This is a genomic window from Trinickia camelliae (assembly GCF_053525655.1).
The window spans coordinates 61,931-78,077 of record NZ_JBCHAA010000001.1; the positions used below are offsets into that span (position 1 = coordinate 61,931).

16 protein-coding genes are annotated in these 16,147 nt (G+C 64.9%); 7 read left to right on the forward strand and 9 right to left on the reverse strand.

From position 1 onward, the window contains the following. Nucleotides 1–250 precede the first annotated feature (250 nt). From AAHK20_RS00305 to AAHK20_RS00340, 8 genes are all read right to left on the reverse strand, one after another. Nucleotides 251–619, reverse strand: coding sequence for a response regulator (locus AAHK20_RS00305; RefSeq protein WP_449179430.1), 369 nt, complete (start codon nucleotides 617–619; stop codon nucleotides 251–253). 156 nt (nucleotides 620–775) lie between these two features. Then, on the reverse strand, nucleotides 776–1,429 hold the full coding sequence (locus AAHK20_RS00310; protein WP_449179431.1) for a response regulator: 654 nt from the start codon (nucleotides 1,427–1,429) through the stop codon (nucleotides 776–778). Nucleotides 1,430–1,604: 175 nt separating this feature from the next. Continuing rightward, nucleotides 1,605–2,198 carry a flagellar transcriptional regulator FlhC gene (flhC, locus tag AAHK20_RS00315; protein ID WP_449179432.1) on the reverse strand — a complete coding sequence of 198 codons (594 nt, stop codon included), beginning with the start codon at nucleotides 2,196–2,198 and terminating at the stop codon, nucleotides 1,605–1,607. Further along, nucleotides 2,195–2,515 carry a flagellar transcriptional regulator FlhD gene (gene flhD, locus AAHK20_RS00320; RefSeq protein WP_449179433.1) on the reverse strand — a complete coding sequence of 107 codons (321 nt, stop codon included), beginning with the start codon at nucleotides 2,513–2,515 and terminating at the stop codon, nucleotides 2,195–2,197. Before flhD ends, flhC begins: the two co-directional genes overlap by 4 nt. 82 nt (nucleotides 2,516–2,597) lie before the next feature. Next, a complete protein-coding gene (locus AAHK20_RS00325) occupies nucleotides 2,598–2,870 on the reverse strand; it encodes a hypothetical protein (RefSeq protein ID WP_449179434.1) in 273 nt (90 codons plus the stop codon). A 202-nt stretch (nucleotides 2,871–3,072) separates the two neighbouring features. Further along, nucleotides 3,073–4,725, reverse strand: a complete 1,653-nt coding sequence (locus AAHK20_RS00330; RefSeq protein WP_449179435.1) for a sensor histidine kinase — start codon at nucleotides 4,723–4,725, stop codon at nucleotides 3,073–3,075. A 168-nt stretch (nucleotides 4,726–4,893) separates the two neighbouring features. Next, the gene (locus AAHK20_RS00335; RefSeq protein ID WP_449179436.1) at nucleotides 4,894–5,607 is read right to left on the reverse strand and encodes an SDR family oxidoreductase; all 714 of its coding nucleotides are present in this window, start codon (nucleotides 5,605–5,607) and stop codon (nucleotides 4,894–4,896) included. Nucleotides 5,608–5,758: 151 nt separating this feature from the next. Further along, a complete protein-coding gene (locus AAHK20_RS00340; RefSeq protein WP_449179437.1) occupies nucleotides 5,759–6,694 on the reverse strand; it encodes a LysR family transcriptional regulator in 936 nt (311 codons plus the stop codon). 103 nt (nucleotides 6,695–6,797) lie between these two features. Between AAHK20_RS00340 and AAHK20_RS00345 the strand changes: the two genes are divergently transcribed. The 5 genes from AAHK20_RS00345 to AAHK20_RS00365 all read left to right on the forward strand — a co-directional run bounded on the left by AAHK20_RS00345 (nucleotide 6,798) and on the right by AAHK20_RS00365 (nucleotide 11,596). Next, nucleotides 6,798–7,211: a VOC family protein gene (locus AAHK20_RS00345; protein ID WP_449179438.1), complete on the forward strand. Its 414-nt coding sequence runs from the start codon at nucleotides 6,798–6,800 to the stop codon at nucleotides 7,209–7,211. 31 nt (nucleotides 7,212–7,242) lie between these two features. Beyond that, the gene (locus AAHK20_RS00350; RefSeq protein WP_449179439.1) at nucleotides 7,243–7,863 is read left to right on the forward strand and encodes a Pr6Pr family membrane protein; all 621 of its coding nucleotides are present in this window, start codon (nucleotides 7,243–7,245) and stop codon (nucleotides 7,861–7,863) included. Nucleotides 7,864–8,552: 689 nt separating this feature from the next. Beyond that, entirely contained in the window at nucleotides 8,553–9,185 is a 633-nt protein-coding gene (locus tag AAHK20_RS00355) for a hypothetical protein (protein ID WP_449179440.1), read from the forward strand. A 138-nt stretch (nucleotides 9,186–9,323) separates the two neighbouring features. After that, on the forward strand, nucleotides 9,324–10,628 hold the full coding sequence (locus AAHK20_RS00360) for a DUF3300 domain-containing protein (protein WP_449179441.1): 1,305 nt from the start codon (nucleotides 9,324–9,326) through the stop codon (nucleotides 10,626–10,628). A 20-nt stretch (nucleotides 10,629–10,648) separates the two neighbouring features. Further along, nucleotides 10,649–11,596, forward strand: a complete 948-nt coding sequence (locus tag AAHK20_RS00365) for a DUF2950 domain-containing protein (RefSeq protein WP_449179442.1) — start codon at nucleotides 10,649–10,651, stop codon at nucleotides 11,594–11,596. Nucleotides 11,597–11,690: 94 nt separating this feature from the next. Here AAHK20_RS00365 and AAHK20_RS00370 read toward each other — a convergent pair whose 3' ends face one another. Beyond that, nucleotides 11,691–12,728 carry a LacI family DNA-binding transcriptional regulator gene (locus AAHK20_RS00370; protein WP_449179443.1) on the reverse strand — a complete coding sequence of 346 codons (1,038 nt, stop codon included), beginning with the start codon at nucleotides 12,726–12,728 and terminating at the stop codon, nucleotides 11,691–11,693. Between the two features lie 193 nt (nucleotides 12,729–12,921). Here AAHK20_RS00370 and AAHK20_RS00375 point away from each other — a divergent pair, with 193 nt between their 5' ends. Further along, nucleotides 12,922–14,094 carry an ABC transporter ATP-binding protein gene (locus AAHK20_RS00375; RefSeq protein WP_449179444.1) on the forward strand — a complete coding sequence of 391 codons (1,173 nt, stop codon included), beginning with the start codon at nucleotides 12,922–12,924 and terminating at the stop codon, nucleotides 14,092–14,094. A gap of 40 nt (nucleotides 14,095–14,134) precedes the next feature. After that, nucleotides 14,135–16,117 carry a beta-galactosidase gene (locus AAHK20_RS00380; RefSeq protein WP_449179445.1) on the forward strand — a complete coding sequence of 661 codons (1,983 nt, stop codon included), beginning with the start codon at nucleotides 14,135–14,137 and terminating at the stop codon, nucleotides 16,115–16,117. Nucleotides 16,118–16,147 lie beyond the last annotated feature (30 nt).

Genomic DNA, 16,147 nt, shown 5'->3' on the forward strand with positions numbered 1-16,147 from the left:
CGATGGTGCACGATCCAGCAGAGGGGCTTGAACGGCAGAAACTGGCCGTTCTGCGAGGCCTCAGTGTCACTTGTACTCCGCTGCTTTCACTGCGCTACACAATGACAAATCAAGCGCGGAATACGAATACGAGATGTTGCATGCCTCTCGCCCGTGATTCCTGCCTAACTCTGAACGCGCTCAAAACGAAGCGGGGCGCGCGTCCATCGTCGCGGACTGCATGTATCGCGACGGATGGACGAGGTAGCGATTACCCCCGCGCCTCGACGATCTCCCTGATCGCCCGCCGAACGAGTTCGAGTTCGGTCGACTTGTCGAAGAAATGCTGCGCCCCTGCAGCCAGGCATTCGTGCTCGTATTCGGGTCTGGGGTTGTTGGTCACCACGATCGACACCACCGGCGACGCGCGCTCCGCGAGCTTCTTCAAGAGCGCGAGCCCGCTGCCCTTGGCAAGATGCAAATCGACGATAGCGACGTCCGCGGCGGCCTCGGCAATGCCGTCGAGCGCCGTGTCCGAATCCTCAGCCTCGCCGACGATCAGCACGCCGTCGATCGCGCCCACGAGCTTGCGAAGGCGCCGTCGAATCATCTCGGAGTCTTCGACCAGAAACACTTTCACGGGGGCGCTCGCGTTTGTCGATTTCATGCAGCCAGTATGGCGCGCGGGCAAGGCTGGCGAAATCAGCGATGGATAAGAGTCCTGTAGGAAGGAGGGAAGGCCTGTACGCCGATTCCTACAGGTTCGCTTGGCGCCGCCCCCGGCGTTCGGCCTCAATCACAACCCGCCGCTTTCCTCGTCCTCGAACAGCTTATTCTTGATCGCGTAGCGCACGAGCCCCGCATCGTGCGGGATCTGCATTTTCTCGAGGATGCGCGTCTTGTACGTGCTGACGGTTTTCGCGCTCACGCAGAGCTTGTCGGCGATTTCTGAAATCGTTTCCCCGGCGACGAGCCGCCGGAACACGTCGTACTCGCGGTCGGACAGCTTGTGATGCGGCGCTTCATCGGGCGGCGTGGAGAGGTTCATCGCGAAGCGCTCGGCCATCGCGACGCTCACGTAGGCGTTGCCCGAGGCGATCCGGGTCACGGCCTTGACGAGCTCGGTGGGCGCGCTTTCCTTGGTCAGATAGCCGGCGGCGCCGGCCTTGAAGGCGCGCACCGCGTACTGCTCCTCGGCGTGCATGGTGAGCACGAGGATGCGCAGCGCGGGCATTTCTTCGTGAATTTGCTTGAGGAGTTCGAGCCCGTTACGGCCGGGCATCGACAGATCGAGCACGAGAATCTGGGCGTCGCCCTTGCGCGCAAGCTGCAGGGTGGTGGCGGCGTCGGCGGCCTCGCCGACCACGGCCACCTCTGACGTGCTTTGCAGGATGCGGCGCAGACCATCGCGAACGAGGGCGTGGTCGTCGGCGAGCAAGACGCGGATCATTGCAAGGCTCCTTTGTCGCGATCGCATCCGGTGTGGCGGTCGCGTCGGTAGCGTAGGAGCAACGATTTTCCATCATACGAATGCGCTTGGCGAGCAGGGATTGCACGCAGTTCCCGCGAGGCGCGTCATTGGGCGCAAACGGAGTCGAACGCGGGAGTCGAACGCGCCGGCGCGCTCAGGCGGTTTCCGGCGCTTCGACGGCGCGCGAGGCGGCCGTCTTCAAGGTCTTCCCGGCGCGCGGCGGCGGGCAGCAGGCGCCGCACACCAGGCCGTCGCAGAGGTCGTATTTGTAAGCGACGAACTTGCCGCGGCAGCGGGTGCACGGGGCCATCTGCACGATGTTGGCGCTGAAGAAGCGCACCAGCGTCCAGGCGCGAGTCAGATCGAGCAGCAACTCGGCGCCCGTCGTGCGGCAGTGTTCGACGTAGATCCGGTACGCCTTGGTCAAGGCGTCGAGGTGGGTCTCGCCGGCGTCGTGGCGCATGAACAGGTACGCGTTGTAGAAGAGCGACGAGTGGATGTTCGCGAGCCACGTCATGTACCAATCCGCCGACGAGGGCAACAGGCCGCGCGGCGGCGCCTTGCCTTTGAGCTCGTGATAGAGGCGGATCATGCGCTCGCGCGGCAGCGTCAGCTCCGTTTCCAGCACCTGCATGCGCGCGCCCAGTTCGATCAGCTCGATGGCGCGCAGGACCTGCTGGGCGTCCTCGGCGACGCTTTTCCTGGCGGCGCTGGCGCCATTGGCGGCCGTGGCGGCGGACGATTTCATGCGAAGACCTCGGCGGGCTGCGCGGCGAGCACGATGGCGGCATGCGCCGGGATCACGTCCGCGTTCTTGGCCGCGTGCGTGAGCGACGCGAGGATCGAGTAGTCCTTGAAGCGGAAAAAGCACAGCAGGTGTTGCGTCGCGGCGATCTTGACGATCTGCGCCGGCGACAGGTTCTGCAGAATATCCGCGACTTCAGCCGAGATGCCGAGGCGATACATGCCGATCGCCTTGTCTTCGCGCAACAGCCGCTGCGCGAGGAGCATGTACGACAAGTTGAGTTCTCGAATCAAATCCAGCGGGTTCTCGATATCGTTCATTTCCTTTTCCCCGGTAGGTGGCGCCGCAAAGGGAGGGCTCGCGGCGTGCCGTGGCGGTCCTTGAGGGTCCTTGACGGTCCGCTCAGGCGGCCACGGATTCGCGCACGGCTTGAGCGAAACGCTCGAGCGACGTCAGCGAGCCGAACACGCTTTGATACTGCGAATTGCCGATGCAGCCATCGAGCGTGATCAGCATGCCCACGCCGCGGGCGAGGGCGACGATGTCGAGCGCATGGCTGGGCGCGGCCGGCGTTGTTAATGCGGTCGGCGTGGAGGGTGCTGCGCTCGCTTGCAGAGCGTTGGTGCGGCGACGTTCTTGAATGGCGTCGTTCGTATCGTAGTAAAGGCATGTCATGGCGAACCCCCGGTGGTGTGTGGACTGCGTCTCTCAGGTATGGCGCTTGGGTATGACGCTTAGGTACGACGATTTGTGAGCCAAGTATTGGTCACGACCGGGGGAATGAAAATCGGCGATGGCTTGAGTTTGCGTAGGCGTACGGGAACGCCTATAGGCGATTTCCTACAAGCCGGCAGAGGAGGCGGAAAGCGGGGCGGGTTTACGCGGGGCTGTCATCGCTGACGTCGGCGAGGGGCAGGTCGACCGTCAGGCGCAGGCCCCGGCCCGGCGAGGTTTCGATGGCGGCCGTGCCGTTCAAGAGGCGCACGCGCTCGCGAATGCCGAGCAAGCCGAACGATTTGTCCTTGCGCGGCGCGTCGGCGGCGATGCCGCGGCCGTTATCCGCGACGGTCACGCGCCATGCGTCGTCGACGAGCAGCGCCTCGACGTGCACTTGCGTCGCCTGCGCATGGCGCGCGACGTTCGTCAGCGCTTCCTGCACGATGCGGAACACCGCGGTCGAAGCGGCGGCGTTGAAGCTCGGCTCGCCCGTGGGGAAGTCGAGCAGCACGGGGATGCCGTAGCGGGTTTTGAAATCGCGCGCGAGCCATTCGAGCGCCGGCACCAGACCGAGATCGTCGAGCGCGACGGGCCGCAGACCGGCCGCGATACGCCGCACCGAAGTCACCGTTTCGTCGATCAGCGATTGCATCGACTGCGCCTGTGCGCGCAGTTCAGGCGACATCGTGCGGTCCTGCAGATCGGCTTCGAGCATCGTGAGGTCGATCTTGATGGCGGTCAGGCGCTGCCCGAGATCGTCGTGCAGTTCGCGGGCGATGCGTTTTTGTTCCTCTTCGCGCGCCGCCTGGATGCCGGCCGACAGCAGGCCCAAGTGCTCGAGCTCCTGCACGCGCATGCGCTCCTGCAGGTCGCGCCGCGTGAGCGCCGCGAGCCGCGCATAGAGCATGCCGCTTTCGACGAGCAGCACCACCAGCACGAAGCTCGCGGATAGCAGGCCATAGACCCGGCCGACGTAGAAGCCGAGATCGAAGCGGCTTTTGTTGAGCATCGCGGCGAGCGCGATGTCGATCATCCAGGCGCACAGGACGACGCGCAGCCACATATCGAGCTTCGAGTGCGTGCCGTAGCGCAGCAGCACGAAGAACGCGGCGAAGGTCGTCGACCAGACGAGCCCGATCGTGATGCGATATGTCAGCGTGTAGGTCGGCGCGAAATGCGCCGGGACGAGCAATGCGGGTAGCGCGTCGCGTCCTGCGGTTGCGAGGGCCGCAAGCCCGCACACGAGCGCGAGCACGAGCCCCGCGCATAGCGCGATGGCGCGGTGTGGCGAGGTTTCCTGAGTCGGGAGGCGCGCTCCGTCTTCGATGCGCTCATCCCTGAGCAGCGCATAGGCGATCACGAAGAGCGGAAACCCGGTGTGCCAGAACATATAGATCCACGCGGTGCTCTGCGGGCCCGCGCCGATCAGGCCGCCAGGCGCGAAGAGGCCGGGAAAGGTGAGCGCGTGCGAGACCGTCATGCCGGCCGTGAAGAGGTAGCCGCAGGCGAGCACGAGGAGGCGCTGGGATCTCAGGGAATAGAACTGCCCGAAGAGCAGCATCGAGGTGATCAAGTCGGTCACCACCAATGCCGATTCGTAGGTCGGGACGAATGCCCAGATGATCGGCCACTCGCGCTTGGCAAACGGGACGGCGATGAGAAACACGATGATGCTCACGAGCATCAGCGTGAGCGCAAGCCGCCGCTCGCCGGGCCCGGCCGGCACGGTCGACAGGAACATCCGATTGCCTTGCGCGAAATCGCGTCCAGCGTCGTTGCCAGGACCCCCCGAATAGCTGGCGAACTGTTCCATTCTTGACCTCACTTCACCGCTTGTTGGATTGCCGCGAAAGGCGAGCGGCGTTTTGGAAGTTGGTGCTGAGCTTGGTGCGGGAAGTGTACTACCGGGTAAGCGGATGAGCGAGATGTAGGGGCGGCTTACATGGACGCCCCTGCATCTCGCCTGACGTCGTGCGAACGATCACGCGATCGTGCCGCCGCCGTCGACGAGCACGGTGGAGCCGGTTGCAAAGGGCGTCGTCGCGAGATAGACGACGGCGTTGGCGATGTCGTCGGGTTGTCCGACGCGGCGTGCCGGCAGGCGCGCGGCGGCGCTGTCGTACATGGCTTGGCGCGCTTCGTCGCCGAGCTTGTTCCACAGCGGCGTGGCGATCAGGCCGGGCGACACCGTGTTGACGCGCACCGGCGAGAGTTCCAGCGCCAGCCCGCGCGCCAGCGCTTCCAGCGCGGCGTTGATCGCGCCTTGCAGTACCGACGACGCGCTCGGCCGAACGCTCAAGAAGCCCGACACGAAGGTCAGCGAGCCGCCCTCTGCGATCTTGGCTGCGCGCGCCACGCGGTAGGCGCCCCAGAACTTGCTTTCCATGGCGGCGTAGGCGTCGTCGAGCGCGAGCTGACGCACGGGGCCGCTCGGCGTTTGCGCAGCTGAGATCACAACGTGATCGAAGGCGCCGGCTTGCGCGAAGAAGGTTTCGACGCTTGCCGCATCGGTTGTATCGAGCACGGCCGTCGTGACGCGCTTGCCTATTTGCATGGCGGCCGCGTCGAGTTTCGCCTGATTGCGCGACGCGATGACGACGTCCGCGCCGCGTTCGGCAAACGCCTTCGCGGTTGCGGCGCCAATGCCGGAGCTGCCGCCGACGACAAGAATGCGTTGGGATGCAAGATCGCTCATATCAAGCCTCGAATCGTGAGTGGAGTGGAAGGTCGTTGCTACGACGTGACTCCATTCTGCGAATCGGACAGCGTTTTGATAATTGGCGTAGCTCTTGAATTACTTTCAACGGCTGTCAAAAGATCACGGCGGCCTTCACGCCACTGAACCCCTAACGCGGCGACGGATTCAAGTACGCGTCCAGCTCGCCGGACACCGCGTTGAAGCGCTCGATCAGAAAGTCGAGCAACGTCCGCACGCGCGGCGCCATGTAGCGGTTGCGTTGATAGATCGCGTGTACCGGCGCTTCGGGTGAGCGCCATTCGGGCATCACCACGCTCAAGCGGCCGGCGCGTAAATCAGCGCCGATGTCCCAGATCGACTTCATCGCGATGCCATAGCCCGCCACGGCCCATTCGCGGGCAACGGCGCCATCGTTGGTTTCGCGGGCGGCGGCCAAGGGCACCGTAAACGTTTCCCGCTCTTCGCCTCGCACGAAGTGCCACTCGTTGGCGTAGCCGCTGGCCGAGCCAAGCACGATGCAGGGGAACCGTTCGAGGTCGCGCGGCTGCTCGGGCGCGCCGTGTTTCGCGAGATAGTCCGGCGACGCGCACAGCACGCGCCGGTTTGCGGCGAGCGGCCGAGCGATCAGCCCGCTATCGGGCGGCACACCGAAGCGGATCGCCAGATCGAGATCGTCCTGCAACAGATTCGCGAGCGAATCGGACAGCACGAGCCCGAACGTGACCTCCGGATACTGCTGGTTGAACTCGTCGAGCCAGCCCTTGAGCACGTGACGGCCAAAGTCGGACGTCGCCGATATCCGGACCTTGCCGCGCACGACGGTGCTGCCGGCCTGCAGTGCGGCATGCGCATCGTCGAGCGCCTGCAGCGCCTGCTGGCAATGCGCGAGGTACATCCTGCCTTCCTCCGTCAGCCGCAACTGACGCGTCGTGCGCTCGAAGAGCCGCGTGTGCAGCGCCGCCTCCAGTTTGACGAGCCGCGCGCTCGCCGCGGCGGGGGACAGGCCGAGCTTGCGGCCTGCCGCCGATAGTCCACCAAGATTCGCCGCTTCGACAAAAAGCCGGATGTCGCCCAGGTTGTCCACGAGTTTTCCGTTTTGTTTGAAATTGATTCAAAGGCTACGCCAATTATCAATCGACAGCGTGGTTTGCAGAATGCGGACATTGCCTGTTTGCCACCGCAACCTCATGAAGCTCGATCACGCCACGATCGTTACGAAGGATCTCGAAGCCGCGCGGCATTTTTTCTGCGCGGTCGCGGGCCTGACCGACGGTTGGAGGCCGCCATTCGGTGTCCGTGGCCATTGGCTCTATGCCGACGGGCGGCCCGTCATTCACCTCGTCGAAGCGACCGTGCCGTCGCTCGAAGGCCCGCTCCTAGGCCGTATCGCGCCGCGTATCGACCACGTCGCGTTTCGCATCGGCGATGGCATCGAGTGGCGGGCGTTGCTCGAACGTCTGCGCGCGAACCGCGTGCCGTTTGAAGTCGCCGAGGTGCCGCTCATGGGCGAGCGGCAGGTGTTCGTCGCGCTGGAGTCGGGCGTCGTAGTCGAATTCGTAAGCCGGCTTGACGGCTTCTTCGAAGAAAACTTTCGAGGATAATGCGGACTAGCTAACTCCACTGGTCCCTCCCATGCGCGTGCTGATTTCGAGCGCTCGTCTCGTCTGCGTCTTGTTCATTTGGGTCGCCATCGCCAACGGCATCGTCGCCAAGTGGGACAACCCGGCCTTCGCGCTTTCCAACTACTTCAGCTACTTCACGAACATCAGCAATCTGTTTGCGTCGGCGGTGTTGCTGATCGGCGTATTCAGGCGCGGCAAGTCCGCGTCGCGCACCGTCGACATGCTTCGCGCGGCCGCGACGCTATACCTGCTCGTGACCGCCATCGTCTACGCGCTGCTGCTCGCGCCGATCGACGCGCTCACGCATGGGACGCCGTCGTTCAACAACTGGGTGCTGCATCGGATCATGCCGATGGCCATGGTCGCCGACTGGCTGATCGACCCGCCGCGCACGCGCTTGCGCATCCGCGAAGCGTGGATGCTGCTGATCTTCCCGATCGCCTATGTGACCTACACGCTGGTCCGCGGGCTGATCGTCGACTGGTATCCGTATTCGTTTCTCAACCCGCAGCGCAATGGCTATGGCTTCGTATTCGAGTATTTGCTCGGGATCGTCGCGGGTTCCATGCCGTTGATCGCGGCGATCGTGTGGTCGGGGAACGTGCGGCTCACGGCTAAGCCGATCGTCTAAGCCGGGCCGCGCGGCTGGGGTGGCCGGCGCCTCAGTGCGTCATGACGGCGGTCAGGCTCGACTCGTAGCTGATACCAACGTGGTTAATCGCGTTTGCCAATGCTTCGAATGGCGCCGAAAGCCGTTTCATTGCACGCGGGACTCGGAAATTTTCGAGGCGAATTGGCGATTTTCCAAAGGCGTGTGCGGCGTCCCTATCGAGGCAATTCTCTTTTCCGAGCCTTGAATCAACACGTGTCGCCGATGAGGATTTTCCGGACGGCGGCGCTGTCGTTTGCATCCGATTTGGCTATTTCATTCCCCTCGTCCGCCTATGCGGATGTCTTCGTGTGCGCGGTGGTTTTTTAGACGATCGGAGTGGCGTACGCGTGCTGAGACCGCCAGCCTGAGGCCGCCGCCGTTGTTTCAATTCGATGGCGCATATCCGTTTTATTGCGCGATTGTTTCAATTTGAATGGGATTTCAATTCGGCATATATGTAAAAGAAGTATCAATTCAATTCGATTTGCATAGTTCTTATACCGACTGTCACAAAGCCGCGTTGTATTTTCGTATCGAGTTATGAGATATTCGACGGAAACTGCCAATGCAAGGCGTTTTAAGCGGGGAATTTTCCGTGCTCTATTTCCGCATTGAATCGCGGCATAGCGCCGGTCAATCCCCTGACACTCCTTTTTATCGAGGTGCAAATGAAAACAATGACGATTGGCGCAGCACTTTTCCTCGCAGCAGCCGTGATTCAGCCGGCCATGGCGCAAGACTCGATGGCGAGCACCGCGCAGGCCATCGTGGCGACGTCGCCGGCTACGCACGTGAAGGCCACGATCGTCGGCATCGAGCAGACGACGCGCACGCTCACGCTCAAGGGGCCTAAGGGCAATATCGCCGTCGTCGCAGTCAATCCGGAAGTCACCGGGTTCGACAACCTGCATCTCGGCGATCGTGTCGACGTGCTGTACAAGAGCGCGGTGCTGCTGGCGGCCGACAAGGTCAAGAGCGACAACGACGGCATTCGCGAGCGCGTCGATACGCAAACCTACAAGCCAACCGGCACCGGTTACGACGCTGCGCATCGCGTCGATCTGATCGCCACGGTGCAGAAGATCGACAAGAAAGAGCGGCTCGTGACGCTGCGCGGCCCGAACCAGGCGCAGACGCTCCAAGCCGCGCCTGACATTTCGCTCGATAACGTGAAGGTCGGCGATACGGTTCACGCCGTGTTCGTTTCCGCGACCGCGGTGCAAGTGACGCCGCAAGGCGCAGCCGCAGCGCAGCCGGCGCCGCAGAGCTCGGGTGCAGCTGCCGCAAAGCCGCAAAGCTGATCGAAGGGCCCACCTAAGGGTCCACTGAAGGGCTTCACCGAAGGGCAGGCCGTCGCCTGCCCGTCACGGTGCTTCACATCACGGCGCCCGCTGTTCCTGCCGGCGCTCGACCTCCAACGCACCCAGGAGAATTTCATCGTGAGACGATCATGGGCACTCAGCCCGCATGCGCTTATTGTGTGCGCTGCATTGGCCGGCGCGCCGATGCTGATGTGCGTCGCGCCGACCGCCACGCTCGCGCAAACCGCCGCCAAGCTCTCCAGTCAGCAGCTCGATTCGCTGACGGCGCCCGTCGCGCTCTATCCCGATGCCTTGCTCGCGCAGGTGCTGATGGCCGCGACGTTCCCGCAGGACGTGGAGGCCGCGGCGGCCTGGTCGAAGTCGAATGCGAAGCTGCAGGGCGATGCGGCCGTGAAGGCCGTGGCGTCGGAGCCTTGGGACCCGAGCGTGCAATCGCTGGTCGCGTTTCCGCAAGTGCTGGCGACGATGTCGGCGAAACCCGACTGGGTCGCGCAGCTCGGCAATGCGTTTCTCGCGCAGCCGAACGACGTGATGGATTCGGTGCAGCGCTTGCGCAAGGAAGCGCAGAAGGCCGGCAATCTGCAAACGAATACGCAGCAGAAGGTGGTGGTCGAGCAAAGCACGATTCAGATCGTGCCAGCCAATCCGCAGGTCGTGTACGTGCCGACCTATAACCCGACCGTGGTCTATGGCGCATGGCCTTATCCGGCCTATCCGCCGGTTTATGTGCCGCCTCCGCCCGGGTACGCGTTTGCGAGCGGCGTTGCCGCCGGGATCGGCTTCGGTGTGGGCGTGGCGGTCACCAACGCGCTGTGGGGCGGCTTCGACTGGAATCACCACGACGTCAATATCAACGTCAATCACTACAACAACATCAACGTCAATCACCGGATCGACGCGACGACCCGCACGACGAGCTGGAATCGCAACACGACGAACGTCAACCGCAACGTGACGAACGTCAATCGCAACAACGCGAACTTCAGCAACACCGACCGCTCGCAGCGCGATCAATATCGCGGGCGCGATACGTCGGCGTCGCGCGACGCCTCACGCGATGCCGCGCGGCAAACGCTGCAGACGCGCACCGGCGAGAACCTGAGCGGCTCGGCGAGTCAGCGCGTGCAGGATATCCATCAGGGCGGCGCGGCCGGCAGCCATGAATTCGCCGACAACCATCCGAACGCACGCTCGAGCGCGTCGGCCAGCGACCTGCGCTCGAACGCGCAAGCGGCGAACCGCAACGGCGCGCTGCACGATGCGGGCGACGGCGACGCGAGCCGGCGCGACCTGCAGCGCGGCCAGACGAGCCGCGCGTCGGTTTCGAGCGCGCACAGCGGCGGCGTGCGCAATGCCGATTTACCCAGAGGCGGCGGGCTGAGAGGCGGCGAATCGGACCGTCGCGGCGGCCTGCGTCGATAAACGATAGAGAGGAGCTTCAGATGATTCGCTTTTCTGCACGCGCGATTTCGCGCGCACGTGCCGCGGCCTGCGCTGTCGTCCTCGGCAATGCGGGGCTCGCGGCCGGCTCGGCCGCCATGCTGCTCGCGCTCGCGTCCAATCCGGTTCACGCGCAGGCGGTCTATGCGACGCCTGACGCGGCCGCATCCGCCTTCGCCGATGCGTTGGCGAGCAACGATCGCGACGCCTTGCACAAGGTGCTCGGCAACGACTCCCCGCGCTTCGTCCCGGCCGAATCGTTCGACGAAGACGACGTGTATCGCTTCCTCGGCGCTTGGGCGCAGGGGCATCGGGTCGTCGACGATGCGGCGCCGTTGAACGGACGCCCGAGCGCGCATGTCGAGGTCGGCGCAAGCGGCTGGACGCTGCCGATTCCGCTCGTGAAAGCGGGGCAGGGGTGGCGCTTCGATCCGCAGGCCGCGCGCGACGAGATCCTGACGCGCACGATCGGCCGCAACGAGAACGCCGCGATGCTGACCTCGCTCGCCTATGTCGATGCGCAAGGCGACTATCACGATCTCACGCAGCACTACGCGTCGCGTTTCGTGAGCACGCCGGGCAAGCGTGACGGCCTCTACTGGAGCACGGCGCCGGGCGAAGCCGAGAGTCCGCTTGGCCCGCTCGCCGCGGTGATGGGGAAGGAGACGTCGCCGGATGACGCGTACCACGGTTACCACTACCGCATTCTCACTGGGCAGGGTACGCGAGCGTTGGGTGGCGCGAAGAGCTATGTGAAGGACGGTCAGCTCGAAAACGGCTTCGCGCTCGTCGCCTGGCCCGCGCAATACGGGAAGACCGGCGTAATGAGCTTCATCGTGAACCAGGACGGCCAGCTCTTCCAGAAGAACCTCGGGCCGCAGACGGCGCGCGTGGCCGATGCGATCAAGTCGTTCAATCCCGATGCGTCGTGGGCGGCGGTGACGCCGTGATTCAGCGCTGATGCGATAGCGCTCGGCATAGGAGCGCCGAGCGTTGAGCAAGTGTTCGCGCGCGGGGCTCGCGTGAGCGGCGAGCCTCCTCGGCTTACGGCTCGCGCGGCGCGCCCGTTGACGCTCTCACGACCAACCGCGGCGCCGATGTGACGCACAAGCGCGGCGCCGATTCCGCCGCGCCGACATAATCCGGCGACGCAGTCAGCAACTCCCTCAATAGCCCCACCGCAAGCTCAGCGGCTTCGGCTGTCGGCACCGCCACGGTCGTCAGCGCGGGACGCGCTTCGCGCGCCGGCTGAATGTCCGTGATGCCGACGACCGACAGGTCGTGCGGCACCTGCAGCCCCAGATCCGCCGCCGCATGGAGCGCGCCGAGCGCGGGCAAGTCGTTCGACGCGAAGATCGCGGTGATCCCCGGCTCCGCTTCGAGCAGCGCGCGCGTCGCGGCGTAGCCGCCTTGCACGGTGTCGGGCGCGTGCCGCAAGCGCGCGTCGGGTTCGTCGAGCCCCGCGTGCTGCATCGCATCGAGGAATCCTTGGTAACGCGCGGCGTGGATCCCCGACAGCTTGCTGCCGACGATCGCTCCGATCCGCCGATGCCCCAGCTCGACGAGATGCGTGCCCGCCAGCTCCCCCGCCAGCCTGAAATCGACCGCGACGCAATGCAGCCCCGGCGGCTCCTGCGGACGCTCCCACATGCACAGCACGACCGGCGCGCCGCGCGCTTCGGTCTTGTGCAGATCGGCGAAGTCGAGATTGGCGTTCGTCACGAGCACGCCTTCGGAGAGCGTGCCCGCGATCTGCTCGAGATAGGCGCGGCCCGTCGCCGGATCTTCGTTCGTATTGCAGACGATCACGAAATGGCCGCTCTCGCGCGCCGCGCGCTCGACCGCGAGCACGAACTCCGGATAGAACGGGTTGGCGATGCTCGACACCATCAGTGCGATAGTCGGCGCACGGCCTTCGGCCAGCGCGCGCGCCGCGAGGTGGGGGCGGTAGCCGAGCGCCTTCACGGCGTCGAGCACGCGCAGCCGCGTCTCTTCGCCGACCCGGCCGCGGCCGCGCAACACGTTCGACACGGTGGCGGCGGTGACGCCGGCATGGCGCGCGACTTCGCTGAGCGTGGGCATCGGTCTATCTCACTATTTAGGCTGATTGCTCAGCATTTGCATCCTGCGACATGACGCGGCACTATCGGCCCCATACACAGAACGACATCGGAGACGCCGCAAATCACGATCGCCATGCGATCGCTTTTTTCGGTCCAGCTGATTAAGCGCTTAATCTCCGATTGCGTGCCGATTAGATCACGGAGACGACGCGATGGCGAGCATTTCGTTAAGAGGCGTGCAGAAGGCTTACGGCGACGGGCCGCCGGTGATTCGCAACGTCGATCTTGAGATCGGCGAGAACGAGTTTTGCGTGTTCCTCGGGCCGTCGGGCTGCGGCAAGTCCACCTTGCTGCGCATGATCGCCGGCCTGGAAGACGTGACCGACGGCGACCTTTCGATCGGCGGCAAGCTCGTCAACGACGTGCCCGCCGCGGAGCGCGGCGTGGCGATGGTGTTCCAGAGCTACGCGCTGTTTCCTCACATGACCGTCTTCGAGAACATGGCGTTTGGCCTCAAGCTCGCCAAGAAGCCGAAGGACGAGATCGACCGCCGCGTGCGCGAAGCCGCGCGCATCCTGCAGCTCGAAGCGCTGCTCGAACGGCGTCCGAAGGCGCTCTCGGGCGGCCAGCGCCAGCGCGTCGCGATCGGCCGCGCGATCGTGCGCGAGCCCGGCGTTTTCCTGTTCGACGAGCCGCTTTCCAATCTCGATGCCACGCTGCGCGGACAGACGCGCGTCGAGATCGCGCGCCTGCACAAGCAGTTCGCGAAGGCGAGCGTCGTCTACGTGACGCACGACCAGATCGAAGCGATGACGCTCGCCGACAAGATCGTGCTCCTGCATTCCGGCAAGGACACCGAGCGCTACGGCAGCATCGCGCAGATCGGCGCGCCGCTCGAGCTCTATCACCGCCCGAAGAGCCGTTTCGTCGCCGGCTTCATCGGTGCGCCGCGCATGAACTTTCTGCCCGGGAAGGTGGCGTCGAGCGATGGACACGGTGTCGTGGTCACGCTCGCGGATACGGGGGAGGCGGTGCGCGTCGCCGTCGACGGCGAGCGCTTGCGTGCCGGGCAAACCGTCACGCTCGGTGTGCGCCCCGAGCATCTCGAACTCGCCGATGACGCGAGCGCGGAGGCGAGCGATCACGTGCAGCCCGAATGCGCGGTGCTCACGCGCACCGTCTCGCTTGTCGAGCAACTCGGCGAACACAGCTACGTGCATCTGGACCAGCCCGGCGGCGCCGCGCTGATCGCGAAGGCGCCCGGCGATACGCGCTTGAAGCAGGGCGATGCCGCGCGCTTGTTCGTGCCGTCCTCGGCCTGCCATCTATTTACTGAAGACGGCTTTGCGGTCGCCGCGCTCGAACCGCTCGAGCTTCACGCCTGAGCCGGCCGCGCCTCAATCCCCCATATACAAAGGACCTTAGATGCGCCTCGGAGTCTGCTACTACCCCGAACACTGGCCGGAATCGCTCTGGGAAGACGACGCCCGGCGCATGAAAGCACTCGGCATCGAGCAGGTGCGGATCGCCGAATTCGCGTGGAGCCGCATGGAGCCCTCGCCCGGCGAATACGATTGGGCGTGGCTCGATCGCGCGGTCGACGTGCTCGGCAACGCCGGCCTCAAAGTCGTGATGTGCACGCCGACCGCGACGCCGCCGAAGTGGCTGATCGACCGCCATCCCGACATCCTGCCCGTGGGCGCGGACGGCCGGCCGCGCGCGTTCGGCTCGCGCCGTCACTACGATTTTTCGTCGCCTTCGTATTACGAGGCGTCGCAGCGCATCTGCACGGCAGTGGCCGAGCGCTACGGCAAGCATCCCGCGGTCGCGTACTGGCAGACTGATAACGAATTCGGCTGCCATCAGACCGTGGTCAGCTATTCGCCCGCGGCGATCGCGCGCTTTCGCGAATGGCTCAAGGCGCGCTACGGCACGATCGATGCGCTGAACCGCGCGTGGGGTACCGTGTTCTGGAGCATGGAGTACCGCAGCTTCGACGAGGTCGACGCGCCGATCGCGACCGTCACCGAAGCGCATCCGTCGCATCGGCTCGATTACCGGCGCTTCGCGTCGGACGAAGTCGCGCGCTACAACCGCATGCAGGTCGAGATCATCCGCGCGCATTCGCCGGGGCGGCCGATCGCGCACAACTTCATGCAGCTTTTCACGGAGTTCGACCACTACAAGGTGGCGGCCGATCTCGACGTCGCCGCTTGGGACAGCTATCCGCTCGGCGCGCTCGAAGAGCAGTGGTTCGCGCCCGAGGTGAAGGCGAAGTGGCTGCGCACCGGGCATCCCGATTTCGCGTCGTTCAATCACGACGTCTATCGCGGCATGTCGAAGCTGCCGTTCTGGGTGATGGAGCAGCAGCCGGGGCCGGTCAACTGGGCAAGCTGGAACCCCGCGCCGCTGCCGGGGATGGTGCGGCTCTGGAGCTGGGAGGCGTTCGCGCACGGCGCGGGCTGCGTGTCGTATTTCCGCTGGCGGCAGGCGCCGTTCGCGCAGGAGCAGATGCACGCGGGCTTGAATACGCCGGATAACCAGCTCGATATCGGCGGGCGCGAAGCGGAGCAGGTGGCCGCGGACATCCGCAGCGTGCTCGGAGCCAACGCCGATGCGGATGCCAACATTCGCTCGAAAGTCGCGCTCGTCTACGACTACGAAGCGAAGTGGCTCTTCGAGATTCATCCGCAAGGCGACGACTTCCACTATCCGCGTTTCGCGTTCGAGTACTACTCGGCGCTGCGCGCGCTCGGCTTCGATGTCGATATCGTCTCCGCGCATGCGCCGCTCGACGGCTATCGCTTGATCGTCGTGCCGCCGCTGCCGATCGTGCCGGACGATTTCGCGGAGCGCCTCGCGCACTCCGGCGCGCAAGTCGTGATCGGCCCGCGCACGGGCTCGAAGACCGTCGACCTGCAGATCCCCGCCAACCTGCCGCCGGGCGCGCTGGGCTCCGTGTTGCCGATGCGCGTGTGGCGCGTCGAATCGATGCGGCCGAACGTGGCCGCGCCGGTGCGCTTCAACGGCAGCGCGCAAGGCACGAGCGACGGCGTCGCGCGTCACTGGCGCGACCTGATCGAGCCCACCAAGACGCGTTCGCTCGAAGTGCGCGCGCAATTCACCGACGGCCATCCTGCCTACGTGAAAAGTGGCGCATTCCACTACCTCGCGGGCCTGTTCGACGACGCGCTGACTCAGCGCCTCTTCGCGCACATTGCCCACGAAGCCGGGCTCGATTCTGCGCCGCTGGCGTACGGCGTGCGTATAAGCCGACGCGGTGCGCTGACCTACGTCTTCAACTACGGTGAGCAGGTCTACCAGCACGCAGGCATCGCGGCCGAACGCTACGTGATCGGCTCGCAGGCAATCGAACCCCAGGGCGTGGCTGTTTATCGATCGAACTGAAGATCAACGCCCAACCCCGCAGCACCGACG

What these genes read in the sequence shown, in the direction of transcription:
- AAHK20_RS00310 (WP_449179431.1), bottom strand. Translation starts at nt 1,429, where the DNA reads ATGATCCGCGTCTTGCTCGCCGACGACCACGCCCTCGTTCGCGATGGT.
- flhC (WP_449179432.1), bottom strand. Translation starts at nt 2,198, where the DNA reads ATGAAATCGTCCGCCGCCACGGCCGCCAATGGCGCCAGCGCCGCCAGG.
- flhD (WP_449179433.1), bottom strand. Translation starts at nt 2,515, where the DNA reads ATGAACGATATCGAGAACCCGCTGGATTTGATTCGAGAACTCAACTTG.
- AAHK20_RS00325 (WP_449179434.1), bottom strand. Translation starts at nt 2,870, where the DNA reads ATGACATGCCTTTACTACGATACGAACGACGCCATTCAAGAACGTCGC.
- AAHK20_RS00330 (WP_449179435.1), bottom strand. Translation starts at nt 4,725, where the DNA reads ATGGAACAGTTCGCCAGCTATTCGGGGGGTCCTGGCAACGACGCTGGA.
- AAHK20_RS00335 (WP_449179436.1), bottom strand. Translation starts at nt 5,607, where the DNA reads ATGAGCGATCTTGCATCCCAACGCATTCTTGTCGTCGGCGGCAGCTCC.
- AAHK20_RS00345 (WP_449179438.1), top strand. Translation starts at nt 6,798, where the DNA reads ATGAAGCTCGATCACGCCACGATCGTTACGAAGGATCTCGAAGCCGCG.
- AAHK20_RS00350 (WP_449179439.1), top strand. Translation starts at nt 7,243, where the DNA reads ATGCGCGTGCTGATTTCGAGCGCTCGTCTCGTCTGCGTCTTGTTCATT.
- AAHK20_RS00355 (WP_449179440.1), top strand. Translation starts at nt 8,553, where the DNA reads ATGAAAACAATGACGATTGGCGCAGCACTTTTCCTCGCAGCAGCCGTG.
- AAHK20_RS00365 (WP_449179442.1), top strand. Translation starts at nt 10,649, where the DNA reads ATGATTCGCTTTTCTGCACGCGCGATTTCGCGCGCACGTGCCGCGGCC.
- AAHK20_RS00370 (WP_449179443.1), bottom strand. Translation starts at nt 12,728, where the DNA reads ATGCCCACGCTCAGCGAAGTCGCGCGCCATGCCGGCGTCACCGCCGCC.
- AAHK20_RS00375 (WP_449179444.1), top strand. Translation starts at nt 12,922, where the DNA reads ATGGCGAGCATTTCGTTAAGAGGCGTGCAGAAGGCTTACGGCGACGGG.
- AAHK20_RS00380 (WP_449179445.1), top strand. Translation starts at nt 14,135, where the DNA reads ATGCGCCTCGGAGTCTGCTACTACCCCGAACACTGGCCGGAATCGCTC.